The 23,592-nt window shown below is 65.6% G+C and carries 18 protein-coding genes and 2 riboswitches; of the genes, 5 read left to right on the top strand and 13 right to left on the bottom strand.

The genetic code is table 11. The features are described 5' to 3' along the window. The first annotated feature begins 4 nt into the window (after positions 1 to 4). The gene (locus ACQY39_RS15415) at positions 5 to 1,228 is read left to right on the top strand and encodes a glycosyltransferase family 2 protein (protein WP_428507663.1); all 1,224 of its coding nucleotides are present in this window, start codon (positions 5 to 7) and stop codon (positions 1,226 to 1,228) included. 4 nt (positions 1,229 to 1,232) lie between these two features. Here the strand turns inward: ACQY39_RS15415 and ACQY39_RS15410 are convergent, their stop codons facing one another. Genes ACQY39_RS15410 through rfbF form a run of 5 tightly spaced genes read right to left on the bottom strand, consistent with a single transcriptional unit; the run spans position 1,233 to position 5,577 of the window. After that, entirely contained in the window at positions 1,233 to 1,889 is a 657-nt protein-coding gene (locus ACQY39_RS15410; RefSeq protein WP_428507661.1) for an acetyltransferase, read from the bottom strand. Beyond that, positions 1,882 to 3,012, bottom strand: coding sequence for a DegT/DnrJ/EryC1/StrS family aminotransferase (locus tag ACQY39_RS15405; protein WP_428507659.1), 1,131 nt, complete (start codon positions 3,010 to 3,012; stop codon positions 1,882 to 1,884). The genes ACQY39_RS15410 and ACQY39_RS15405 overlap by 8 nt, the downstream gene beginning before the upstream one ends. Before the next feature lie 2 nt (positions 3,013 to 3,014). After that, positions 3,015 to 4,241, bottom strand: a complete 1,227-nt coding sequence (locus ACQY39_RS15400) for a methyltransferase domain-containing protein (protein WP_428507657.1) — start codon at positions 4,239 to 4,241, stop codon at positions 3,015 to 3,017. Next, entirely contained in the window at positions 4,235 to 4,795 is a 561-nt protein-coding gene (locus tag ACQY39_RS15395; RefSeq protein ID WP_428507655.1) for a dTDP-4-dehydrorhamnose 3,5-epimerase family protein, read from the bottom strand. Before ACQY39_RS15395 ends, ACQY39_RS15400 begins: the two co-directional genes overlap by 7 nt. Next, positions 4,792 to 5,577 carry a glucose-1-phosphate cytidylyltransferase gene (gene rfbF / locus ACQY39_RS15390; RefSeq protein WP_263517273.1) on the bottom strand — a complete coding sequence of 262 codons (786 nt, stop codon included), beginning with the start codon at positions 5,575 to 5,577 and terminating at the stop codon, positions 4,792 to 4,794. Before rfbF ends, ACQY39_RS15395 begins: the two co-directional genes overlap by 4 nt. Before the next feature lie 172 nt (positions 5,578 to 5,749). Further along, a riboswitch (glycine riboswitch) is annotated at positions 5,750 to 5,853 on the top strand. Positions 5,854 to 5,869: 16 nt separating this feature from the next. Continuing rightward, positions 5,870 to 5,978: riboswitch (glycine riboswitch) on the top strand. A gap of 67 nt (positions 5,979 to 6,045) precedes the next feature. Here rfbF and gcvT point away from each other — a divergent pair. From gcvT to ACQY39_RS15370, 4 genes are all read left to right on the top strand, one after another. After that, the gene (gcvT, locus tag ACQY39_RS15385) at positions 6,046 to 7,188 is read left to right on the top strand and encodes a glycine cleavage system aminomethyltransferase GcvT (protein WP_428507652.1); all 1,143 of its coding nucleotides are present in this window, start codon (positions 6,046 to 6,048) and stop codon (positions 7,186 to 7,188) included. Between the two features lie 113 nt (positions 7,189 to 7,301). Beyond that, positions 7,302 to 7,679, top strand: coding sequence for a glycine cleavage system protein GcvH (gcvH, locus tag ACQY39_RS15380; RefSeq protein ID WP_263563441.1), 378 nt, complete (start codon positions 7,302 to 7,304; stop codon positions 7,677 to 7,679). Between the two features lie 175 nt (positions 7,680 to 7,854). Then, positions 7,855 to 10,752, top strand: a complete 2,898-nt coding sequence (gene gcvP / locus ACQY39_RS15375) for an aminomethyl-transferring glycine dehydrogenase (protein WP_428507650.1) — start codon at positions 7,855 to 7,857, stop codon at positions 10,750 to 10,752. Between the two features lie 148 nt (positions 10,753 to 10,900). Beyond that, positions 10,901 to 12,292, top strand: a complete 1,392-nt coding sequence (locus ACQY39_RS15370; protein ID WP_428507648.1) for an L-serine ammonia-lyase — start codon at positions 10,901 to 10,903, stop codon at positions 12,290 to 12,292. 163 nt (positions 12,293 to 12,455) lie between these two features. On the opposite strand, the gene ACQY39_RS15365 is transcribed toward ACQY39_RS15370, so the two are convergent. The 8 genes from ACQY39_RS15365 to ACQY39_RS15330 form a co-directional block, all read right to left on the bottom strand. Further along, positions 12,456 to 13,148 (bottom strand): substrate-binding periplasmic protein, encoded by a 693-nt coding sequence (locus ACQY39_RS15365; protein WP_428507646.1) that lies wholly within the window; start codon positions 13,146 to 13,148, stop codon positions 12,456 to 12,458. A gap of 306 nt (positions 13,149 to 13,454) precedes the next feature. Further along, positions 13,455 to 16,679, bottom strand: coding sequence for an efflux RND transporter permease subunit (locus tag ACQY39_RS15360; protein WP_428507644.1), 3,225 nt, complete (start codon positions 16,677 to 16,679; stop codon positions 13,455 to 13,457). 11 nt (positions 16,680 to 16,690) lie between these two features. Next, entirely contained in the window at positions 16,691 to 17,842 is a 1,152-nt protein-coding gene (locus ACQY39_RS15355; RefSeq protein ID WP_428507642.1) for an efflux RND transporter periplasmic adaptor subunit, read from the bottom strand. Between the two features lie 155 nt (positions 17,843 to 17,997). Next, the gene (locus tag ACQY39_RS15350) at positions 17,998 to 19,245 is read right to left on the bottom strand and encodes an MFS transporter (RefSeq protein ID WP_428507640.1); all 1,248 of its coding nucleotides are present in this window, start codon (positions 19,243 to 19,245) and stop codon (positions 17,998 to 18,000) included. Next, positions 19,242 to 20,375 carry a chorismate synthase gene (gene aroC / locus ACQY39_RS15345; protein WP_428507638.1) on the bottom strand — a complete coding sequence of 378 codons (1,134 nt, stop codon included), beginning with the start codon at positions 20,373 to 20,375 and terminating at the stop codon, positions 19,242 to 19,244. The genes ACQY39_RS15350 and aroC overlap by 4 nt, the downstream gene beginning before the upstream one ends. Before the next feature lie 81 nt (positions 20,376 to 20,456). Next, positions 20,457 to 22,310, bottom strand: a complete 1,854-nt coding sequence (locus tag ACQY39_RS15340; RefSeq protein ID WP_428507636.1) for a pre-peptidase C-terminal domain-containing protein — start codon at positions 22,308 to 22,310, stop codon at positions 20,457 to 20,459. Positions 22,311 to 22,544: 234 nt separating this feature from the next. Next, positions 22,545 to 22,703, bottom strand: a complete 159-nt coding sequence (locus tag ACQY39_RS15335; protein WP_428507634.1) for a hypothetical protein — start codon at positions 22,701 to 22,703, stop codon at positions 22,545 to 22,547. A 311-nt stretch (positions 22,704 to 23,014) separates the two neighbouring features. Then, positions 23,015 to 23,485 (bottom strand): CBS domain-containing protein, encoded by a 471-nt coding sequence (locus tag ACQY39_RS15330; protein WP_263563452.1) that lies wholly within the window; start codon positions 23,483 to 23,485, stop codon positions 23,015 to 23,017. Positions 23,486 to 23,592: the final 107 nt, after the last annotated feature.

The raw sequence follows: 23,592 nt of genomic DNA, 5'->3' as shown, positions 1-23,592 counted from the left end.
CCCCATGTCCGACACGACCCTGGTCAGCTTCTGCATCCCGACCTACCAACGCGCCCGCTACCTGGACTCGCTGCTCGGCAGCTTGTGCCTGGAGCTGGCCGACTTCCCCTACCCCTGCGAGGTCTTCATTTCGGACAATGCCTCAGCGGACGACACGGCCGAAGTCGTGGCCCGCTACCAAGCCGATCTGCCGATCCGTTATGTCCGCCAGGCCGAGAACCGCGGCGGCCGCGCCAACTACCAGTTTCTGCAAGCCCAGGCTCGGGGCCGCTACCTGGTCTATATCGCCGATGACGACGCGGTGATGGGCACGCGCGTGGCCGAGGTGATTGCGCTGATGGAGGCGCAGCCCGAGGTCGGCATCGTCTACGCGCCCTGGAAGCTGCTGGACCTGGTGCAAGACCTGGACCTCGGCCAGTTCTACCGCCAGGACCGCGATGTGCGCATCGAGGCCGGCCAGCAGCGCGACTTGCTGGACACGCTCTTGCGCTACGGCATCTTTCCCGACATCAACATCTGCCGGCGCGAGCTCGTGCAAGCGGCGCTGCCGCGCATCCACCAACAGGCCTACTACGCCTACGTGCAGGCGGCCGAGTATGTGGACCGCTCGGCCGTGCTCTTTCTCAAAGAGCCTTACTACGTCTCCATCACCAACTACTTCGCCGACCACCAACGCGAGCAAGGCGGCAATGAAGAGGCCGAGACCGCCTGGGACCGCTACCGCGCTGGCCTTGAATACATCCTGGGCCGGGCCCGCAGCCAGCTGAGCGAAAGCGAGCGCGCCGAGTTCCTGCTGCGCATCGAGCAGATGATCGCCCGCCGCATCGCCGTGGCAGTGCGCCTGCGCCTGGGCGCCGACCGCGACGCGGTGGAAACCTACTACCTGGCCTACCGGCTCAAGGCCCTGGGCGCAGAATCGCTGCTGCCCATGGACCTGGACACCTTGCGCGGCTTTGCCGCCCTGCAGTTCTGGCTGACCGACCCTGAGCTGGGCCGAGGCGTGCAGCAGCGCCTCTGCCTGGGCGACTTCAGCGAAGACCTGCGCGACTACATCCGCCAGCGCTCGGAACAGCCGGTGCAGTTTCTTGCCGACACCCGCGATCTGCCCCCGCTGGGTGAACAAAGCCTGGTGCTCAGCCGCCTGCCGCTGAGCGAGGCGGAGAGGCAACACTTGGGTGGAGCCTGCGTGATTCAGGAGTCGGAGCTGCTGCGCAAATTCGCAGCCTGAGCCCTCAGGACGGCAAGGTTCGGGCCGGATTGCCCACCACCCGGGCACCGGACGGCACATCGCGCAAGACCACGGCGCCCGCGCCGATCACCGCGTCGGCGCCGATGCGCAAGCGAGGCAGCAACACGGCGCCAGCGCCGACGAAGACGCGCGCGCCGAGCTCACATTCACCGGCCAGCACCGCGCCCGGAGCGATGTGCACGCCCTCGCCCAATTGGCAATCATGGTCGACCACGGCGCCGGTGTTGACGATCACGCCGCGGCCCAGGCGCGCATGGCTGCACACCGCTGCCTGCGCCAGGATCTGGCAGCCTTCGGCCAGCAGCGCGTCAGCGGCGACAAAAGCGCGCGGGTGGACCAGGCTGGGCAAGGCCATGCCTAGACCTTGCAGCCAGGCCAGCACGGCCAAGCGAGCGCGGTTGTCACTGCCAATGGCGGCGGCGGCAGCCGGCAAGCTCGCGCGGCCTGCCAGCCATGACAGCAAAGCCGCCTCGCCGTGCAGCAAAGGAACGGCGCTGGCCGGAAGCGGATGGGGCACGGCTTGCCGGTCACCAAGCGCCACCAGACGCCAGGCCTGGCCCTGGCCTTGACCGTGAGCGATCAATTCGTGCAGGACCCGGGCCTGGCCCGTGGCGCCCCAGATCAGCAAGTCCTCAGCCATGCCGCAGGCCCTGAACATGACGCCGAACATGAGCGCAGACCCGATCGATCTGCGCCTCGCTCAGATCGTGGTAACTCGGCAGATTGATGCCACGGCCTTGCAGGCCGTAGCTGACGACGTTGTCGGGCCGGGGCTCGAACATGGGCAGCATGCTGAGCGGCCAGAAGAAGGTCCGGCCATCGATGCGGTCGGCCTTGAAGTCGGCCAGCAAGGCCTCGCGATCGAAGCCCAGGCCGGCGTCGACGATGGCCGTGGGCATCCAGCAGCCATTGATGCAGCCCGGGTCTTCCGGGTTCAAGCGCAGCGGCAGATCGGCCAGGCGCTCGCGGTAGGCCGCCAGGATGCGGCGCTTGGCGCCCACCAGCTCTTCGATGCGCTCCAGCTGCGCGCAGCCCAGGGCCGCCTGCAGATTGCTCATCTTGTACTTGAAGCCGATCGCCTCGGGCCAGAACTGCCGGGCCTGGCCGGCCAAGCGGCCGTGGTTGCTCAGGGCCAGCACACGTTCAAACAAGGCGCTGTCATTGCAGACGAACATGCCGCCTTCGCCGGTGCTCAGGGTCTTGGTGCCATGAAAGGAAAAACTGCCGAAGCTGCCCATGGAGCCGGCACGCTGCCCATGCTGCACGCTGCCTATGGCCTCGGCCGCATCCTCGACGACGGCGATGCCATGGCGCTCGCCCAGCTCCAGCAAGGCCGGCATATCGCAGAGATTGCCGTACAAATGCGTGGCGATGATGGCCTTGGTGCGCGGCGTGATGGCCGCCGCCACGCGGGCCGGGTCCAGGCACCAGCTGTGCTCGAGCACATCGACAAACACCGGCGTGGCGCCCAGATGGTGGATGGGCGCGGCGGTGGCGATCCAGTTGATGTCGGCGAGGATGACCTCGTCGCCTGCGCCCACACCCAGGGCCGCCAGGCCCATGTGCAATGCCCCCGTGCAGCTGCTGGTGGCGATGGCATGGCGCACACCCAGATGGCAGGCGAAGTCGGCCTCGAGGCGCTGGATGTAGTCATAGCAGCGCGGGCCCCAGCCATGGGCCGCGGCATCGGCCACATAACGCAGCTCCCGCTCGGTGACCGAAGGCAAGGTGTAGTGGATGCGATCTTCCGTGGCGTCACTCATATTCAGAACACCTGCAGCTCCGGCACTGCGACCACGAACTGGCCACCCCAGCCGCGGATGGCGGCCAGCTGGACCTCCAGCTCAGTGCGCAGATTCCAGGGCAGCAACAAGACGAAATCCGGCCGCGCGGCCAGCAGTTCCTCGGGGCGGACGACAGGAATGCGCGAGCCGGGCAGGAAGCGCCCCTGCTTGTGCGGCGAGGCATCGGCCACCGCCGCCAGCAGATCGGGCCGCAGGCCGGCGTAGTTCAGCAAGGTGCAGCCCTTGGCAGCCGCGCCGTAAGCCAGCACGGTCTTGCCGGCAGCTTTCTGCTCCAGCAAAAAGCGCAGCAACTGGTGTTTGATGGCATCGGCCCGCGCCTGCAAGCTGCGGTAGAAAGCCGGCTCTTCCATGCCAGCCGCCAGCTCTTGGGCCAGCAGCGCCGCGACGCTGGGCAGTTCCGAAGGGCTGCTCTCGGCATGGCCGGCCCAGACGCGCAGCGAACCACCATGGCTGGGCAGTTGCTCGACGTCCCAGACCGCCAGGCCCTGGGCCGCCAGGATGCGCCGCACGGTGGCAAAGCCGAGGTAGGAAAAATGCTCGTGGTAGATGGTGTCGAACTGCGCCTGCTCGACCAGCTGCTGCAGATGCGGGAACTCCAGCGTGATGCAGCCACCCGGGGCCAGCGCGGCCTTCAGCCCGGCGACGAAATCGTTGATGTCGGGCACATGGGCCAGCACATTGTTGCCGACGATCCAGTCGGCGTGGCCGCGCTCTTGCGCCAGACGCTGGGCGAACTCGCGGCCGAAAAATTGCTCGATGCTTTCGATGCCGCGCGCTCTGGCGGCCTGGGCGGTGCTGTGGGTGGGTTCGATGCCCAGGCAGGGAATGCCGCGAGCCTGCACATGCTGGAGCAGGTAGCCGTCGTTGGAGGCGATCTCCAGCACCAGAGATCCAGGCCCCAGGCCAAGGCGGTCGACGCTGCGCTCGACATGGCGGCGCGCATGTTCAACCCAGGAGCTGGAAATGGACGAGAAATAGACGTAGTCGCTCGAGAACAGGGCTTCATGCCCTTGCAACTCATCCACTTGCACGAGGCCACAGGCCTGGCAGGTGAAGACCTTGAGCGGAAAGTAGAGCTCGGGCCGATTCAGGTCCTCGGCACGCAAAAAGGCATTGGACGGCGGCGCGCTGCCCAGGTCGATGAAGACCTCATGCAGGGCGGACTGGCAATGGCGACAGCTCAGCACAAGCGAACTCCTGAGAAATGGGCCGGGTCGATCAGCGCATGTTGGCGGTCACGCGCCGAGACCTCGGTGATGGGCAGGGGCCAGGTGATGGCAAGGGCCGGGTCGTCGTGGCGCAGGCCGGCCTCGTGCTCGGGGCTGTAAGGGGCGCTGTGTTGGTAGAGCATCTGCACATCGTCGCTGAGCGTCTGGAAACCATGGGCGCAGCCCTCGGGGATGAAGACTTGCCGCTCCTGGGAACCGTCCAGCACCACACCGTGCCAGCGCAGAAAGCTTGGCGAGTCCGCACGCAGGTCGACCACGACATCAAAGACGCGGCCGGCAATGCAGCGCACCAGCTTGGCCTCCAGCGCCGGCGCATGCTGAAAATGCAGGCCGCGCACCGTGCCACGCTGGGCCGTACGGCTGAGATTACTTTGCTTGAACAGCAGACCCGGCCGGCCCAGGGCCGCGAACTCCTGCTCGCAGAACCAGCGCGTCAGGCTGCCGCGGGCATCACCGCGCGGCTGGGTCTCGATCTCCCACAGGCCGTCAATCGGGCTCGGCGAAAACTTCAAGGCCAGACCTTCCAGGGCGCGGCATTGGCCTGCCAAAGTTCCTCCAGCCGAGTCTTGTCGCGCAAGGTGTCCATCGGTTGCCAGAAGCCCCGGTGGGTGTAGGCGGACAGCTGGCCCTGGCGTGCCAGTGTCTCCATCGGACCGCTTTCCCAAACGGTGGCATCGCCCCGGTCGATCAGCTCGAGCACCGAACGCTCGAGCACAAAGAAGCCGCCGCTGACCCAGCTGCCGTCACCGAGCGGCTTCTCGGAAAACTTGCTGATGCGCTGGCCCTCGATGTCGAGCGCGCCGAAGCGCCCGGGCGGCTGCACCGCGGTCACGGTCGCCTGACGACCTTGTGCCTTGTGGAACTCGATCAGCGCCGTCAGGTCAACATCGGCCAGACCATCGCCATAGGTGAAGCAGAACGGCCCTTGGTCGGCGCCGTCGCTCAAATAATGCTGCACGCGTTTCAGGCGGCCGCCGGTCTGGGTGTGCTCGCCGGTGTCAACCAGGGTCACGCGCCAGGGCTCGCAATGCCGGTCGCGGATCTCCATGCGGTTCTCGGCCAGGTCGAAGGTGACGTCGGACATGTGCAGGAAGTAGTTGGCGAAGTACTCCTTGATCACATAGCCCTTGTAGCCCAGGCAAATGATGAAGTCATTGATGCCGTGCTGCGAATACAGCTTCATCAAATGCCACAGCACCGGCCGGCCGCCAATCTCGACCATGGGTTTGGGGCGCACCGAGGTTTCCTCGGCCAGGCGCGTGCCCAGGCCTCCGGCAAGAATCACGGCCTTCATCGCAGGGGACCCTCCATGGCTGACACGCTCCCATCCATTGCACTTGTGAACGATTCAGCATAAAGCCTGGCTGCCACGCCCAAAAGCCGGAGTCGCACCGCAGAGAGCCGCCGTCTTTGCCACAGCGGCGGCCAAAAAACTTCGGCCGAAGCCCCAAAAAGCGCCGCTACAATCCCGCCGGTCAGGAGAGAGCTTCCTCGCGGAAGCCGCCGAAGGCGCAGTGGCACTGGTGATCCCACGCTGCGAACGCTCAGGCAAAAGGACTGATAAAACGCCCGTTCACAAAACGTCGGGCGTCCTCACTGGAGAGAGACGGGTTTCGAGCCCGTCCACCGAAGGGGCAAGCTGTTGGCAATACGCCGGCGGCCAATCTCTCAGGTAAAGCGGACAGCGAGGGCATACCCACCCCACTCCTTGAGCCGGTCTCGAGGGTGTGGGCCAGATGTCTGCCCTCGAAAGTTGCCCGCCATGTCCGCTGCTGACACCTCCGCCCCCCTGCTCAAGACCCCGCTGCACGCTCTGCACATCGAACTCGGCGCCAAGATGGTGCCCTTCGGCGGCTATGACATGCCAGTGCAGTACCCGGCCGGCGTGATGGCCGAGCACAAGCACACGCGTGCCGCGGCTGGCCTATTCGACGTTTCGCACATGGGCCAGGTCCGCCTGATCGGTGACGGCGCCGCTGCCGCGCTGGAAACCATCGTGCCGGTCGACGTGATCGACCTCGGCCTGTTCAAGCAGCGCTATGCCCTGTTCACCAATGAACAAGGCGGCATCCTGGACGACCTGATGATCGCCCGCCGCCCGGACGATCTCTTTGTGGTGGTGAACGCCGGCTGCAAGGTGCAGGACATCGCCCACATGCAGGCCAAGATCGGCGCTCATCCGGAACATCGGTGCCAGGTCTTGCCTCTGCCCGAACAAGCCCTGCTGGCTCTGCAAGGCCCGCAGGCCGTGACCGCCCTGTCGCGCCTGAACGCTGACGTGGCCAAGCTGACCTTCATGACCGGCGGCTTCTTCAATCTGGACGGCATCGACACCTTCCTGACCCGCTCGGGCTATACCGGCGAAGACGGCTTCGAAATCTCGGTCCATCAAGACCAGGCCGTGGAGCTGGCCCGCAAGCTGCTGGCTCAACCGGAAGTCAAGCCCATCGGTCTGGGCGCGCGCGATTCGCTGCGCCTGGAAGCGGGCCTCTGCCTCTACGGCCATGACATCGACACCAGCACCACCCCAGTCGAAGCCTCGCTGACCTGGGCCATCCAGAAGGTGCGTCGCGCCGGTGGCGCCCGTGCCGGTGGTTACCCCGGCGCCGCCGTGGTGGACGAACAGCTCGCCAACGGCGCTGCCCGCAAGCGCGTCGGCCTGGTCAGCAGTGAGCGCATGCCGGTGCGCGAAGGCGCCAAGCTGGTCAACGCCGAGGGCGTGGAAATCGGCGTGGTCACCAGCGGCACCCTGGGCCCGACGGTGGGCAAGCCGGTGGCCCTGGCCTATCTGGCCAAGGAATTCGCTGCCCTGGGCACCGAAGTCTTCGCCATCGTCCGCGACAAGCGCACCCCGATGACGGTGTCCAGCACCCCGTTCACGCCCAACGGCTATTACCGCGGCTGAGCGGCTGAGCGCTTGAGAGTCGCTTCGGCTCATATCGCGCTTGCCCGGCCACGACCGGGCACCCTACATTTCAATTTCCTTTCCCCCACCTTCCGAAAGCAACGGAGCACCGCATGAGCACAATCAAGTACACGCCTGACCACGAGTGGGTCCAGATCGAAGCCGACGGCATCGTCACCGTGGGCATCACCGTGCATGCACAGGACGCCCTGGGCGATGTGGTGTTCGTGGACCTGCCGGCCGTGGGCAGCAGCTTCGCCGCCAAGGAAGTGGCCGGCGTGGTCGAGTCGGTCAAGGCGGCCGCTGACGTCTACATGCCGGTGTCCGGCGAAGTGACCGAAGTCAACGAAACCCTGCGCGACGACCCCTCGCTCGCCAACAGCGACCCGCTGAAGACCGGCTGGTTCTTCAAGGTCAAGCTCAGCGACGCCGCCGAGCTGGACGGCCTGATGGACAGCACCGCCTACGACGAGCTGGTCAAGAACAGCTGATGCATCTTCGCCCGCGTCATGCGGGTCGAAGCACAAACGCAAGCACAGAGACACAGAGAACACTCAGGGCTGGCCAAGGCCCCAATTTGCTCCGTGTCTCTATGTCTCTGTGCTTGCATTTCACTGATATCGGCCTGAGGCCGCCACAAGCGGCGCCGGGCCCCAAGGATTTGCCATGTTGATGTCCGCCCTGCAGCCCCTGTCGGTGCTTGAGAACGCCACCGAATTCCACGCTCGCCACATCGGCCCCGATGCCGCTGATGAAGCCGGCATGTTGTCGGTGATCGGCGCGGCCTCGCGCCGCGCCCTGATCGAAGCCGTGGTGCCGGCCAGCATCAAACGCTCGGTGGGCATGGACCTGCCGGCCGCCGCGAGCGAAGCCCAAGCTTTGGCCGAACTGAAGGCCATGGCCAGCAAGAACAAGGTGCTCAAGAGCTATATCGGCCAGGGCTACTACGGCACGCTGACCCCCGGCGTCATCCTGCGCAACATCCTTGAAAACCCCGCCTGGTACACCGCTTACACGCCCTACCAGGCTGAAATCTCGCAAGGCCGCATGGAAGCCCTGGTCAACTTCCAGACCATGGTGACCGACCTGACTGGCATGGCGATTGCCAACGCCTCCATGCTGGACGAAGCCACCGCCGCCGCCGAAGCCATGACCCTGGCCGCCCGCGTGGGCAAGAGCAAGAGTCAGGTCTTCTACGTGGCCGACGATGTGCTGCCGCAAACCCTGGAAGTGGTGCGCACCCGCGCCGAGCCGCTCGGCTTTGAGGTTCGCATCTGTAGCGGCGACGAGGCCCTGAACAACGACAGCTTCGCCGTCCTGCTGCAATACCCGGGCGTCAACGGCGAGGTGCGTGACTACGCCGACTGGATCGCCAAATACAAGGCCCGTAGCAATGGCGTGGTCATCATGGCCGCCGACCTGCTGGCCCTGACCCTGATCAAAGCCCCGGCAGAACTGGGCGCCGACATCGCCGTGGGCACCACCCAGCGCTTCGGCATGCCCATGGGCAACGGTGGCCCGCACGCCGCTTACATGGCTTGCAAGGACGAGTACAAGCGCAGCCTGCCCGGCCGCCTGGTCGGTGTTTCCATCGACGCGCATGGCAAGCCCGCCTACCGCCTGGCCCTGCAAACCCGCGAGCAGCACATCCGCCGCGAGAAGGCCACCTCCAATATCTGTACCGCCCAGGTGCTGCCGGCCGTGGTGGCCAGCATGTACGCCGTGTACCACGGCCCGCAAGGTCTGAAGCGCATCGCCCAGCGCCTGGCCTCCTTCACCGCCGTGCTGGCCCAAGGCCTCAAGGGCCTGGGCTTTGCCCTCGGCAACACCAGCGCCTTTGACACCCTGCATGTGCAAACCGGCGCGCAGACCGAGGCCATCCTGGCGCGCGCCGTGGCCGCCGGCATGAACTTCCGCCGCGCCAGCGCTGAGTCCCTGAGCCTGTCGTTGGACGAGACCACCACCCGCGCCGATCTGGCCGCCGTGTTGGCTGTGTTTGCCGACGGCAAGGCCGTGCCGGACCTGAGTGGCTTCGACAAGGGCATCGCCAGCCTGATCCCCGCCGAGCTGCAGCGCACGAGCAGCTTCATGAGCCACCCGGTCTTCAACCGCTACCACTCCGAAACCGAGATGTTGCGCTATCTGCGCGGCCTGTCGGACAAGGACCTGGCGCTGGACCGCAGCATGATCCCGCTGGGTTCCTGCACCATGAAGCTCAACGCCACGGCCGAGATGATCCCCATCACCTGGCCCGAGTTCGCCGGCGTGCACCCGTTTGCCCCGCACGATCAGCTGCAGGGTTATGCCCAGCTGAACGAACAGCTGACCGCCTGGTTGTGCCAAGCCACCGGCTACGCCGGCATCAGCCTGCAGCCCAATGCCGGCTCGCAAGGTGAGTACGCAGGCCTGCTGGCCATCAAGGCCTGGCACGAGTCGCGCAATGAAGGCCATCGCAAGATCTGCCTGATCCCCGAATCGGCCCACGGCACCAACCCGGCCTCGGCTCAGATGGTGGGTATGCAGGTCGTGGTGACCAAGTGCGACAAAGAGGGCAATATCGACCTGGCCGACCTGAAGGCCAAGTGCGAGCAGCACAGCGCCAATCTGGCCGCCATCATGATCACCTACCCCTCGACTTACGGTGTGTTCGACACCCAGGTCAAGGAAATCTGCGCCCTGGTGCGCAGCCATGGTGGCCGTGTCTATGTGGACGGCGCGAACATGAACGCCTTGGTCGGCGTGGCCGCACCGGGCGAGTTCGGCGGCGATGTCTCGCACCTGAACCTGCACAAGACTTTCTGCATCCCGCACGGCGGTGGCGGCCCGGGCGTCGGCCCGGTCTGCGTGGTGGCCGATCTGGTCCCCTTCCTGCCCACCCACCGTTCGGCTGGCTATGACAGCAAGACCGCCATCGGCGCCGTGTCCGCAGCCCCGCTGGGCAATGCCGCCGTGCTGCCGATCAGCTGGATGTACTGCCGCATGATGGCCGCCGACGGCCTGCAGGCTGCGACCGAAGTGGCCATCCTCTCGGCAAACTATGTGGCCGCCCGTCTGGCCGATGCCTACGACATCCACTTCAGCGGCAATATCGATGGCATCAAGGGCGGCGGTGTGGCCCACGAGTGCATCCTGGACATCCGCCCGCTGAAGGACGCAACCGGTGTCGGCGCCGAAGACGTGGCCAAGCGCCTGATCGACTACGGCTTCCATGCCCCCACCCTGTCCTTCCCGGTGGCCGGCACCCTGATGGTCGAGCCGACCGAGAGCGAATCCAAGTTCGAGCTGGACCGCTTCTGCGACGCCATGTTGGCCATCCGCGCCGAGATCGCCAAGGTGGCCGACGGCAGCTGGACCGCCACCGACAACCCTCTGGTCAACGCCCCGCACACCGCGGAAAGCCTGCTGGCCGCCGAGTGGACGCATGGCTACAGCCGCGAAGAAGCCGCTTACCCAGTGGCCTCGCTGCGCCGCCAGAAGTACTGGGTGCCGGTGGGCCGTGTCGACAACGTCTACGGTGACCGCAACCTGAGCTGTTCCTGCCCGCCGATGAGCGATTACGAGTAAGCGTTTCAGGACGCTCGGCATTGCCTTGCCAGAGCCGGCTTGCAGTCTGATGGACCACACCCCATCGACGCCAGCCGGCTTTTTTGTCACAAAGCTGGCCTGATGCATCGGGCCGGATTCGGATCTCACACCAACGCTTGGAGGCCTCATGGCCGTTTCAGTCTTCGACCTCTTCAAGATCGGCATCGGCCCATCCAGCTCGCACACCGTGGGTCCGATGCGTGCCGCACGCATGTTTGCGCAGCGTCTGCGCCACGAAGGTGTGCTGGACAAGACCACCCGCGTGGTCTCACAGATGTACGGCTCGCTCGGCGCCACCGGCAAGGGCCACGGCAGTGACAAGGCGGTGCTGCTGGGCCTGGCCGGCCATGAGCCGGACACGGTCGATGTCGAGCAGGTAGCGAGCTACCTCGACGCCATCCGCAGCGGCGGCCGCATCCGTCTGGGCGGCGAGCATGAGATCGAGTTCAACGAAGCCAAGGACCTGGTGCTGTTCAAGCGCCAAAGCCTGCCCTTCCATGCCAATGGCATGCGCTTCTCAGCCTTCGATGCCGAAGGCGTGGAAATCCAGCAGCGCACCTACTATTCGGTCGGCGGCGGCTTTGTCGTCAGCGACGAGGTGGCGGCCGACGGCAGCAAGCAAAAAGTCATCGCCCCCGATGCGGCCGTGTTGCCCTACCCCTTCAAATCGGGCGACGATCTACTGGTGCTGAGCAAGCAGCATGGCATTTCCATCGCCGAGATCATGCGCCGCAACGAACGCCACTGGCGCAGCGACGAAGAGACCCGCGCTGGCCTGCTCAAGATCTGGCAGGTGATGCAAGACTGCGTGAGCCGCGGCTGCCGCACCGAAGGCATCCTGCCCGGCGGCTTCAAGGTCAAGCGCCGCGCGGCCCAGCTGCACCGCGACCTGACCGCCAACCCCGAAGCCGCGCTGCGCGACCCGCTGCAGGTGATGGACTGGGTCAATCTCTACGCTCTGGCGGTCAATGAAGAAAACGCCGCCGGCGGCCGCGTCGTCACGGCGCCGACCAATGGCGCTGCCGGCATCGTGCCGGCCGTGCTGCATTACTACACGCGCTTCTATCACGGAGCCAACGAAGACGGCGTGGTCGACTTCCTGCTGACCGCTGCGGCCATCGGCATCCTCTACAAGGAAAACGCCTCGATCTCGGGCGCCGAGGTCGGCTGCCAGGGCGAGGTCGGCGTGGCCTGCTCGATGGCGGCCGGTGCGCTCTGCCAGGTCATGGGCGGCACGCCCGAGCAGGTCGAGAACGCGGCCGAGATCGGCATGGAGCACCATCTGGGCCTGACCTGCGACCCGGTCGGCGGCCTGGTGCAGATCCCATGCATCGAGCGCAACGCGATCGCCTCGGTCAAGGCCATCAATGCCGCGCGCATGGCGCTGCGTGGCGACGGCACCCATTTTGTGAGCCTGGACAAGGTCATCAAGACCATGCGCGACACCGGCGCCGACATGATGACCAAATACAAGGAAACCGCGCGTGGCGGCCTGGCCGTCAACATCGTGGAGTGCTGAACCGGGCTCAAGCTTCCCAGGCAAAAGGCGGCCCGAGGGTCGCCTTTTTTCGGCGCAAACGGCGCGTCAAGCGCCGCGGCGGGGGTGCGGGGTTTGCAAATGAAGGAATCGCGCTGCGACGCGCACCAAGCCGCCCTGAACCCATTCAAGGGCCGGGCTTGATTCAGCGGCGGGGCGGTGGGCTGTCTTGCGGCAACCAACGCTTGTAGATGGCGGCAAAGCTGCCGTCGCGTTTCATGGCATCGAGCTGGGTCTGCCAGGCCTTGACCCGCGCATCAGGAGTGTCCAGCGAAAAGGCGATGTAGCCCTCGGAGCTGGCATAGCTGTAGACGATTTCGAGCGCCTCGTCGGCCACGCCCGCCTGCGCCATGATCTTGGGCATGGACAAACGCTCGGTGGCGAAGAAGTCGGCCCGGCCGGCCACGAGCATGCGAATGGCCGCAGGTGGGTCGGCGACGCTGACCAGATTCCGGAAGCCCAGCTGCTTGAGCTCCTCTGAGGTGTACCAATCACGGACCACCAGCACGGCCTTGGCGCGCTTGGCGTCCTCGATGCTGCGCAGGCGCACACCGCCGCGTGCCGGTGCGTAGATGGAACTGTAGAAGGTCACCACCGGCCCTACCCATTTGAACAGTCGTTCCCGCCCCGCCGTGCGCGCCATGCTGAACAAGGCGGTCTCCCTGCCCAGCTGGACCTCGCGGTAAGCACGCGCCCAGGGCAAGAACTCAATCGGCAGGTCCAGCTGCAAGCGGCGCTGAATTTCCTGCACCACATCGACCGCAAGGCCGCGGGCTTCACTGCCTTCGCTGAAATTGATGGGCGGAAACTCTTCGCTGAGCAGGCGTTTCTGAGCCATGCTGGGCCCGGCCAGACACAGGGCGAGCAGCGAAGCGAGCAGGGCTCGTGTGAAAAGGCATCGGTCCATCGGCGAAAAGAATAGCACCCGCTCACACCAAGGCACGGCGGGCCGCGCTGATTTCCGGCTTTTTCACATGGGCTTGGCCGACGCGCGCGTTGCCCGGTCGGCGCCTTGTCTCTCCATGCACCTCCGGTCGGATGGCCCGTTAGCCGGAGCAGCGAAAAACGGCCGGCATGTCGCGCCATGCCGGCCGTACCGTCAAACCCTTAGGCCACTTGATCTACAAGCACGCTCGGGCCGGCTTCAGTCACCACCGGGCTGCAGCGCCAAGTCGGCCACGGACGCATGGTCCTCAGCAGCCTGAGTCTTGGGCTTGCGCTCACGCACCAGGTAGGAGTACAGCACCGGCACCACCACCAAGGTCAGCAGGGTCGAGGTGATGACGCCGCCGATGATGGCCCGGCCCATGGGCGCTTGCACCTCGCCGCCCTGGTTGAAGGCAATCGCCATGGGCAGCATGCCGAAGACCATGGCGGCCGTGGTCATGATGATGGGGCGCATGCGCACCAGGCCGGCCTCCAGCAGTGCTTCGGGAATACTGGCCCCGCCCTTGCGGGCATGGTTGGCGAAATCGATCAGCAGGATGGCGTTCTTGGTCACCAGGCCCATCAGCATGACCAAGCCGATCATGGAGAAAACATTGAGCGTCGAACCTGTGATCAGCAAGGCCAGCATCACGCCGATCAAGGACAGAGGCAGGGAGGCCATGATGGCGATCGGTTGTACAAAGCTGCCGAACTGGCTGGCCAGCACGATGTAGATGAAGATCACCGCCAGGCCCATCGCAGCCAGCAAGCCCTTGAAGGCCTCGTTCTGCTGCTTGCCAGCGCCGTCGACATTGAACTGCACACCGGGTGGCAGCTCCATGGACTTGATGATCTTCTGCACATCGGCGTTGACATCGCCCGAAGGGCGGCCTTCGGTGCCGGCAAACACGGCCTCGCGGCGCTGCAGGTTCTGGCGGCGGATCACCTCAGGGTTGAACACCGATTCGATGGTGGCCACCTGGTCGAGCGAGATCGGCGAGCCGTCCTTGGCAAAGGCCACGGGCAGCTTGAGCATCTGCTCAACGCGCTGACGCTGTTCGACCGGCAAACGCAGCAAGACCTCGACCTGGTTGCCATCCGGCGTGGTCCAGTAGGTCGCGACCTCGCCATTGACGTAGGCACGCAGCGAGGCGGCCACCTGAGGCGCGGTCAGGCCCAGTTCGCGAACGGCCGAGTCCTTGAGCTTGACGGCAAACGCCGGCAGGCCCGGCTTGACGGTGGTCTCGACATCGACCGCGCCCTTGACCGCCTTGATCTTGGCCACCAAGTCGTTGGCCACCTGGGTCAGCGCTTCCGGGTCATTGCCCAGCAATGTGATCCAGATCGAGCGGTCGCCGCCGACGCTGGCGTCGACGCCGGGGATCTTGGCAATCTCGGCGCGGATCGCGTCTTCGATCTGCTTCTGGCTGCGCTTGCGATCCTTGCGGTCCACCAGCGCGATGTTCAGCGATGCCTGGTTGCGGCCGGTGGCCATGCCCTCGCCGGTACCGCCGACCACGGTGGACACCGTCTTGATCTCCGGGTAGCGACTCAGCAACTCCTCCACCTGCAAGACCTTGGCATTGCTGCGTTCCAGGCTGGAAGCCACGGGCAGGCGCAGATTGATTTGTGTGAAGCTGTCGTCCGTCTTGGGCGCGAACTCGCTGCCGACAAAGCCACTGAGTACCAAAGCCAGCACGAAGCTGCCGCCGCCGGCCATCATGACCAAGCCGCGCGGTGTGATGGTGGCCAGGCGCAGACGGCGCGGTGCGCTGCGGTCGCGTTGCCCCTCAGCATTGAAGGGGCGAGCCCAGACCGGGATCGGCAAGGCAAACAGGCGATATCGGCGGCTCGAGAAGGCCCAGCGAATCAGGCGCTCGTAAACCCGGTGCAGCACATCCATGCCATGGTCGGTGGCGCGGATCAGATGGCCGATCACCGGAATCTTCTTGACGTAGTGGCTCGGCGGATCCTTCCAGATCGAACTCAGCATGGGGTCGAGCGTGAAGCTGACGAACAAACTCACCAGCACCGCCACCGCCACCGTGATACCGAAGGGGTAGAAGAACTTGCCGATGATGCCGCCCATGAAGGCCACCGGCACGAACACCGCGCAAATGGCAAAGGTGGTGGCCATCACCGCCAGGCCGATCTCATTGGTGCCATCAAAGGCGGCTTGCTGGTGGCTCTTGCCCATGCCGACATGGCGCACGATGTTCTCGCGCACGACGATGGCGTCGTCGATCAGCAGGCCGATGCACAAGGAGAGCGCCATCATGGTCATGAAGTTCAGCGTGAAGCCGAAGGCATGGACGGCGATGAAGCTGGAGATCACCGCGATCGGCAAAGTCAGGCCGGTGATGATGGTGGAGCGCCAGCTGTGCAGGAACAGGAAGACGATGGCCACGGTCAGCAGCGCGCCTTCGACCAAGGTGTGCTTGAGACCGTTGAGCGAGTCCTTGACGTTGTCGCTGGAGGCGAAGATCAGGTTCAGCTCCACATCCTTGGGCAAGGTCTTGCGAAGCTCGGCCATGGCCTCTTTGACGCCCTCGCCGGTGTTGACGATGTTGGCGTCTTGCTGCTTGAAGACATTGAAGGTGATGGCCTGGGCACCGTTGATGCGGGCCAGGCTGTCGGGCTCGCGCTCGCGCTCGACCAGTTGGCCCAGGTCGCCCAGGGTCAGCACCAGATTGCCACGCCGCGCCACCACCACCTTGGCAAAGGCCTTGGGGTCCTTGACCCGGCCTTCCACTCGGAGGATGGCATCGGCGCTCTTGTCCGAGATCAGGCCCACCGGTTGGTCGACATTGGCCTCGCGCAGAGCGGTGGCGATTTCGGCCGGGGTCACGTTGTAGGCACGCAGGCGAAGCGGGTCCAGATCGATGCGGACTTCGCGCGCCACCATGCCACCCACGTCGACACGGGCCACGCCGTCGACACGGCCCAGTCGCTTGGCGATGATGAGCTCGCTCATCATCGACAGCTCGCGCGCCGGCCGGGTCTTGCTCATCAGCGCGGCCAGCACCACGGGCTGGTTGTCTTCCATCTGGGCGCGCGCCACGGTCGGCGTCTTCGCATCCTTGGGGAAAGCGGCCTGAGCCAGGGAGACGCGGTCCCGCACCTCCTGCATGGCCCGGCCCATATCGGTGTTCAGACCGAACTCGACCTGGGCTTGAACACGGCCTTCGAAGCTGCGCGAGAGCACCTTCTCGACGCCAGCAATCGTGTTCAGTGCCTCTTCCAGGGGCTTGGCAATTTCACGTTCCACGGCCTCGGGCGAAGCGCCCGGATAGCGCACATCGACCGAGGCGACCGGGATGGAAATATCGGGCATGTTCTCCACGCCCAGCTTGGCGTAGGAGAACAGGCCCAGCACACACAAGGCCACCATCACCATGGTGGCGAAGACCGGGTTTTGAATCGAGACGCGCGTCATCCACATGGTGCCGCTCCTCAGTTCGCGGCGGCCGAGGCCACCTTGGTCTTGACCGGCACCACGGTCGCCTTGGCGCCCTCGCGCAAGTTATCGAAGCGCGCCGACAGCACCTGGGCGGCCGGCGTCAGGCCTTGCAACACCTCGACCCGCCCTTCCCGCGCGTCGCGGCGGCCGGTGGTGACGATGCGGCGCACCAGGGCGCCGTTCTCGATCAGCCAGACCTGCTCCTGACCCGCATTGCTGCTCACCGCCGTCTCCGGCACGGTCAAACGCTGGGCCTCATCGGCCAGCTCCACCTTCGCGCTTGCATACTGGCCGGCCCGGAATTCTTCCTTGGGATTGGCGAGCTCCAGGGTCACACCGATCGAACGCGTGCCCGGCTCGGCGGCCGGAGCAATACGGCTGATCCGGGCCTGCACCGGCTCGTCATGGCCCTCGACTTTGACGCGCACCGCCATGCCCGGTTTGAGCCGGCTGACCTCATGCGTGCCGACCAGACCAGCCAGTTCCAGCCGGCTCAGGTCAACAATGCTGAGCACCTGCTGCTCCGGCGCCAGCTTCTCACCGGCCACCGCATGGCGCTTGGACACCACGCCGCTGATCGGGGCCACCAAGGCGGCCTGGCGCAGGGTCACCTGGGCCGTGTCGAACTGCGCCTTGGCCGCATGGAGCTGGCCACGGGCGGCTTCCAGGCTGGCCCGCGAGCTGTCCAGGGCCGTGCTGGCAATGAACTTCTGATCGGCCAGGCCTTGGTTGGCTTTGAATTGGCGCTCGGCCTGATCCAGCTGCGCACGGGCCGACTCCACACTGGCGCTGCGTTCGGCGATGCGGTAGCGCAGTTCTTCCAGGTCGACCTGCCCGAGAGCCTGACCGGCCCGCACCCGGCTGCCCTCGGCCACGGCCAGGCTCAGCAAGGTGCCGCTGGACTTGGCACGAACCACGGCCGTGTTGGGCGCGACCAGGGGGCCGGAGAATTCGATCTGAGCCGGCATGCTGGTCATGGTGGGCTTGACCACCTCGCGGGGCACAAACTCCAGGGTCAGCTTGGCGGGGCCCTCCTCGCCCGGCTTCTTGGCGGCGTCAGCGCCTTTGCTCGCCCACACCGTCACGCCCGCGCCACCGGCCAAAAGCACTGCAGCGATGCCACCAATCAGCCATTGTTTGCGCATGGAGTCCCCCATTCATCTGTCAAAACCATAAAGTGGCCGCAGTGTAGGAAGACGATGGGCCTGGGGCTGGCCACTTGCGACGAAACGCAGAAAGCCGGGATCGATCTGCGCGGGATTGCGATCACCGGACCGCCGCCGCCATCAGAATGCCGCCTTCAGGGCGCCGGTGACTGCCGTTCGCAGACCAGACTGCGCCAGGCGCACCCGGCACCAGCCAGCGCCGACAGTGCCGCCGCCCAGAACACGGCCGGGAAGCCATGGTGGGCCACCAACCAGGCGCCGCCCAGGCTGCCCAGCACGCCCGACAACCCATAGCCCAGCACCGAATACAGCGCCTGGCCGCGGCCGCGCAAGCGGCCCGGGAAGTAGCGCGTGATCAAGGCGATGCAGGCCGTGTGCTGGGCTGCGAAGGTGACGGCATGGGCACATTGGGCCAGCAGCAGCAAGCCCAGGCTGGCCCCGAAGGCCGCTGTCATGCCGAAGCGCAGCGCCGCCAGCAGCGCCGCCGCCAGCAGCCAGTGGTGCAAGGTGGCCCGCTCCAAGAGGCGGCCCGAAAAGGCGAACCAGAAGATCTCCACCACCACCGAGATCGCCCACAGGCCACCGATCACTGGCTTGCTATAGCCCAGGGCATCGAGATAGAGGCTGAAAAAGGCGTACAGCGCCGAATGCGCCAGCACGGTCAGGAAGACGCCCAGAAAGAACCAGCGCACCTCGGCACGGGCAAACACGGCCAGCACCGAGTCGCCGCCCTCGGTCGCCGCGGCTGCGCTGCGTGCGGCCGAGCTGGGCCGCGCCTGCAAAGGCATGCGCCAGGCCATCAGCACCACCAGGGCCAGCAAGGCAAAGGTGGTCAGGGCAAACCAGCGCATGCCGAAATGCTCGTACCACCAGCCGGCCAGCACCACGGTGGCCAGAAAACCGATCGAGCCCCACATGCGAACACGCCCATAACGGCGCGTGTCCATGCCGCCGTCGGCCGTGCTCAGGTGGCTGGCCACCACGGTCTCAGTCAAGGGCACGATGGCCGCATTGAAGCTGAACATCAGGAAAGTGGCGATCACCAGCGTCGCCAAACTCGGCGGCAGCAGGAAGCCGGCGCCGGCGATGCAGCTGGCCAAGGCCGTCCAGCGGATGATCTGCACCCGCTGGCCGGTGCGATCGGCCAACGCGCCCCAGGCGTAGGGCGCGAACAAGCGCGTCCAGCTGGACAGGGACACCAGCAATCCGATGGCAAAGACCGGCAGGCCCAGCTCCTTGTACCAGAGCGGGGCGTAGGGATTGAAGCCGCCGATGGCGGCGAAGTAGGCGCAAGACAGGGCCGCGCTGGCGGCCAAGGTGCGGGCCGAAGCGCCGCCGCGCGGCAGACCGAAGCTGCCGGAGCCGCTGAGCGGCTCGGTCATTCAGGCAATCCGTCAGCGCCCGCAGCGGCTTCGGGGCGCGCACCGGGAATCGGCGCCAGCGGCAGCGCCACATCGCCGCATTGCGCACGGTGGCGCAGTACATGGTCCATCAACACCAGGGCCAGCATGGCCTCGGCGATCGGCGTGGCGCGGATGCCCACGCAAGGGTCGTGGCGGCCAAAGGTTTCGACCACGGCCGGCTCGCCGGCGCGGTTGATCGAAGCCTTGGGGCTGCGAATCGAGCTGGTCGGCTTGATGGCGATGGAGGCGACGATGTCCTGACCGGTCGAAATGCCGCCCAACATGCCGCCGGCGTTGTTGCTGGCAAAGCCGAGCGGGGTCAGCTCATCGCCATGTTCGCTGCCGCGCTGGGCGACGACACCGAAGCCGGCACCAATCTCCACACCCTTGACCGCGTTGATGCCCATCAGAGCGTAGGCAATGTCGGCATCGAGCTTGTCGAACAGGGGCTCGCCCAGACCCACCGGCACGCCAATGGCCTCGACGCGGATGCGCGCGCCGACCGAATCGCCGGATTTGCGCAGCGCATCCATGTACGACTCCAACTCGGCGATCTTGCTGGCATTGGCGGCGAAGAAAGGGTTGTCGCCCACATGCTGCCAGCCCTCGAAAGGGATCTCGATCTCGCCCAGCTGGGTCATGCAGCCACGGAATTCCGTGCCGAATTTCTCTTTCAGCCATTTGCGCGCCACGGCGCCCGCGCCAACCATGGGCGCGGTCAAACGAGCCGAGGAGCGGCCGCCGCCGCGCGGGTCGCGCAGGCCGTACTTGCGGTAGTAGCTGTAATCGGCATGGCCAGGACGGAAGCTGTCCAGGATATTGCCGTAGTCCTTGCTGCGCTGGTCGGTGTTCTTGATCAGCAGGCAGATGGGGGTGCCGGTGGTGAAGCCCTCATAGACGCCGGAGAGGATCTCGACGGCATCGGGCTCGTTGCGCTGGGTCACATGGCGGCTGGTGCCGGGGCGGCGGCGGTCCAGTTCAGGCTGAATGTCGGCCTCGCTGAGGGCCAGGCCCGGGGGGCAGCCGTCGATCACGCAACCAATGGCCGGGCCATGGCTCTCGCCAAAATTCGTGACCCGGAACAATTCGCCGAAAGTGCTGCCTGACATGGGAATCCTGTGCTGCCTGAAGCGCAGGATTCTACGGGCAGGCCGAGTGAAGCCCGGCCTGCCCGTCCGCTCACATCACCTTCACGGTGTGACGGTGGCCTTCACCGTCAGGCCGCTGTAGGCGGCATAGGCCTGCACGCCGACGATGTAGGTGGCCGCCGTCGGCGCTGTGATGGCGCAGCTCTCGTTGCTGGTCGAGCCATCGCTCTTGCAGGCATAGCTGCTGGTGCTGGGCTTGGCCGTCTTTTGCACAAAGAGGTCGGCATCGCCGTTGCCGCCTTGCAGCGTGACGGTCAGCTTGGACGCAGCGCTGGGCAGGGTGATGGCGTAATAGGTCCAGCTGCCGGTGGCCGCGCTCTGGTTGGCCACAGGCACGCCGCTGCTCAGAGGGGTGGGCGGGGTGTCCGGCACGCCGCCGGTCAGGCTGCCCTTGAGCGCGTAATAGCCCACCGAGGAATAGTTCGAAAAGCCGTTCTGCGGCGTGCCCTCAGCACCACCTTGAATCTTGATCTGGTAGCTACCCGCCGCCAGAGCCAGGTTCTTAAACTCGGCCGAGCGGTTCACCGACAGATTGCTGCGTGCCACCTGCTGGCCGCTGCCGTTGAGGATGACCGCATCGACATCGAGCATGCGCAGGTACTCGATGGGATCGACACGCAGATTCAGCGTGCCGGCGCTGGCGACATTGAAGCTGAAGACATCGCTGTCGCTGTTGCGCTCGATCTGCCCCCAGTTGTCCAGCGGGTTGATCTCGCCGCCAGCGCGCAATTGCAAAGGCTTGCCACTGGCGTTGTCGTCGGCCGCATAGGGCACCGACTCATTGACCGTCATGATGCGGAAATCGTCTTCCTGATTGTTGGCCGTGCTGTACTCGCCACGGCTCCAGGTGAAGAGCTGGTTGGCCCAGGAGCCGCCCATCCAGTAATTGCCCATGATGGGCCCCCACTGGTAGGCGGCGATGCCCTCGAAGTACTCGCCGCCGCTGCCGCCGCCGTCATGCGCCATGCCCATCTGGTGCCCCACCTCGTGGGCGCCGGTCATGCCGATGCCATAGCCATAGTCAAAACCGGCCGAGGGGTTGCGGTACAGAGTGCCAGCCGAAGTGGTGCCGAAGGAGCGCAGCGGCGCAAACGAGCGGCCGTCCTGGTTGACGAAGTTGATGATGCCGGTGCGCAAGGTGTTGGCCGTGCGCGCCGCATCATAGACCGCACGGTTGGTCGTCACGTTCATGTTCAGCATGCTGTACTGGTCGGCCACTGACTGCCAGGCCCGGTACATCTGCTCCTTGCTGACGCCATTGAGCGGCGTGCTGCCACTCATCACCGCCGTGGTGTTGAGATAGAAGACCCAGGGGCTGCCCGGCTTGCTCTCCAGCTTGGTCAGATCCTGGTTGGCGTAGGGGCCGATGTGCGGCGCCTGACGCAAGGCCATGGGGCTGTAGACCGGCGCGGCCACGGCCAATGCGGTGCGATTCTGGGCGCGGTCGTAGTCGCGTTGGAAGCTCTCCTCGAAATCGGGAAAGACCTGGGTGTACGGCACCTCGCGGACCGTCACCTGCCCCTTGGCCCCGTCCACAGCGCCGGTGCTGAACTCGAAGGCCAGGCGTTTGTCATGCAAGGCCAGGTAGCCCGTCAGGCTCTTGGCGCTGCCTTTGAGGAAGAACACCGAGTTGCTGTTGCCCAGCGCATGGCCGGAGATGGACACCAGGCCGTTCTTGTCGAAGAAATCCTGGATCTGCACGGCCAGCGACTCGCTGCCCAGGGTGCGGAAGAAGGGGCCGCTCGCGCCGCGGTGCTGCTGGCGCAGGGCCTCGATCAATTGCTCGCCACTGCCGAGGTTCAGCACGGTTGCGCTGCGGTCTTGTGCGAGGGCGGAGCTGCTGAGGGCGCTCAAGGCCAGCAAGGTGGCCAGGGGCAGGAACGACTTGGCGTGCATGGGAAATCTCCAGATGGGTGAGGTCGACGCGACCGGGCAGCGCAGTGTCCGCAGCCCCGCCTCGCCTGACCATATGAACATCTGACAGATAGACCCTGAGCCTGAGCGGGCCAGGCCCCATGCGCACCGCTGAAAAGAAAGGTTTGCATGAACTCAGCTTTCGATCCACGCAGCAAGTCTTCGTGATTGCCGGCCCCGTCAACGAGGCGCGCGCATCATCCGCCGAGCGCATGCTCAGCCACCGCGGCGCTCGGGCTGGCTGAGGTTGAAAAACCAGGCCAGCATGTCGCACGGCGGGTTCACAGAAATCGACTTGAGCAGCGGTCCGACCATGACGTGGTGGTAGGCGCCGAGGGAGATGATATGGAGCCGGATTTCCTCGCGGCTCATCATTCCCGCATCACCGTTGGTGCAAGGAAACGCCACCCGCTCGGCCAGCCCCCCCCGGGACAAAGATCCACAACATAACGCTCAAACCAGGCGCTCACTTCGGCGCATAGGGGCCGAGGGCTGCGCAGCACGGCCCAGCCACGAACCGTCGCGCCGGCTTGCGAAGCGGCGAATCAGGCTGGCAAGCCACCCCAAAAAAAAGAGAAGCTGGCCGAATCGCCAGCTTCTCCGTTTCGTCCGACGTACTCGCCGAAAGCCTGTGTCGCCGATTCAAACCCGACCTGCGGGCCCGGCCAACTGCACTCGTGGCCGGATCAGAATTTCGACTGCCCCGCCTCGGCCGGGTTGTCTTCCAGCGGCCAGTCGCGGATGTAGGCCTTGAGCATGCGGTTCTCAAAATCCTGCCCGTCGACCACGGCCTTGGCCACGTCATAGAACGAGATCACGCCCATCAAGGTGCGGCCGTTGAGCACGGGCATGTAGCGGGCGTGTCGGCCCAGCATCATGCGGCGGACTTCGTCAATTTCGGTCTCGGGCGTGCAGGTCAGCGGATGGTCGTCCATGACGCTGCGAACCAGGGAGGTTCCGACCGTGCCGCCATTGCGCACGATGGCCGCGATCACCTCGCGGAAGGTCAGCATGCCGACCAGATCACCATGCTCCATCACCACCAGGGAGCCGATGTCGCGTTCGGCCATGGCGGTCACGGCCACGGCCAGCAATTCGTCGGGCGTGACGGTGAACAGCGTGCCGCCCTTGACGCGCAAAATGTCGACGACTTTCATGATCAGCTTTCTCCTCGTTGTCACTACCTGCCACTGCCTACCACGACCTACCACGCTGCCGGCAAGACCCGGCACCATGCGCCGCAGGATGCTTGGGAACATAGCAC

This window comes from Roseateles sp. (assembly GCF_965262435.1).
In the GTDB taxonomy this organism is placed as follows: domain Bacteria; phylum Pseudomonadota; class Gammaproteobacteria; order Burkholderiales; family Burkholderiaceae_C; genus Paucibacter_A.
The sequence above is the reverse complement of the archived record's forward strand: the minus strand, read 5'-3'. Positions and strand labels throughout refer to the sequence as shown.

What these genes read in the sequence shown, in the direction of transcription:
- ACQY39_RS15415 (WP_428507663.1), top strand. Translation starts at nt 5, where the DNA reads ATGTCCGACACGACCCTGGTCAGCTTCTGCATCCCGACCTACCAACGC.
- ACQY39_RS15410 (WP_428507661.1), bottom strand. Translation starts at nt 1,889, where the DNA reads ATGGCTGAGGACTTGCTGATCTGGGGCGCCACGGGCCAGGCCCGGGTC.
- ACQY39_RS15405 (WP_428507659.1), bottom strand. Translation starts at nt 3,012, where the DNA reads ATGAGTGACGCCACGGAAGATCGCATCCACTACACCTTGCCTTCGGTC.
- rfbF (WP_263517273.1), bottom strand. Translation starts at nt 5,577, where the DNA reads ATGAAGGCCGTGATTCTTGCCGGAGGCCTGGGCACGCGCCTGGCCGAG.
- gcvT (WP_428507652.1), top strand. Translation starts at nt 6,046, where the DNA reads ATGTCCGCTGCTGACACCTCCGCCCCCCTGCTCAAGACCCCGCTGCAC.
- gcvH (WP_263563441.1), top strand. Translation starts at nt 7,302, where the DNA reads ATGAGCACAATCAAGTACACGCCTGACCACGAGTGGGTCCAGATCGAA.
- gcvP (WP_428507650.1), top strand. Translation starts at nt 7,855, where the DNA reads ATGTTGATGTCCGCCCTGCAGCCCCTGTCGGTGCTTGAGAACGCCACC.
- ACQY39_RS15370 (WP_428507648.1), top strand. Translation starts at nt 10,901, where the DNA reads ATGGCCGTTTCAGTCTTCGACCTCTTCAAGATCGGCATCGGCCCATCC.
- ACQY39_RS15365 (WP_428507646.1), bottom strand. Translation starts at nt 13,148, where the DNA reads ATGGCTCAGAAACGCCTGCTCAGCGAAGAGTTTCCGCCCATCAATTTC.
- ACQY39_RS15360 (WP_428507644.1), bottom strand. Translation starts at nt 16,679, where the DNA reads ATGTGGATGACGCGCGTCTCGATTCAAAACCCGGTCTTCGCCACCATG.
- ACQY39_RS15355 (WP_428507642.1), bottom strand. Translation starts at nt 17,842, where the DNA reads ATGCGCAAACAATGGCTGATTGGTGGCATCGCTGCAGTGCTTTTGGCC.
- ACQY39_RS15350 (WP_428507640.1), bottom strand. Translation starts at nt 19,245, where the DNA reads ATGACCGAGCCGCTCAGCGGCTCCGGCAGCTTCGGTCTGCCGCGCGGC.
- aroC (WP_428507638.1), bottom strand. Translation starts at nt 20,375, where the DNA reads ATGTCAGGCAGCACTTTCGGCGAATTGTTCCGGGTCACGAATTTTGGC.
- ACQY39_RS15340 (WP_428507636.1), bottom strand. Translation starts at nt 22,310, where the DNA reads ATGCACGCCAAGTCGTTCCTGCCCCTGGCCACCTTGCTGGCCTTGAGC.
- ACQY39_RS15335 (WP_428507634.1), bottom strand. Translation starts at nt 22,703, where the DNA reads ATGATGAGCCGCGAGGAAATCCGGCTCCATATCATCTCCCTCGGCGCC.
- ACQY39_RS15330 (WP_263563452.1), bottom strand. Translation starts at nt 23,485, where the DNA reads ATGAAAGTCGTCGACATTTTGCGCGTCAAGGGCGGCACGCTGTTCACC.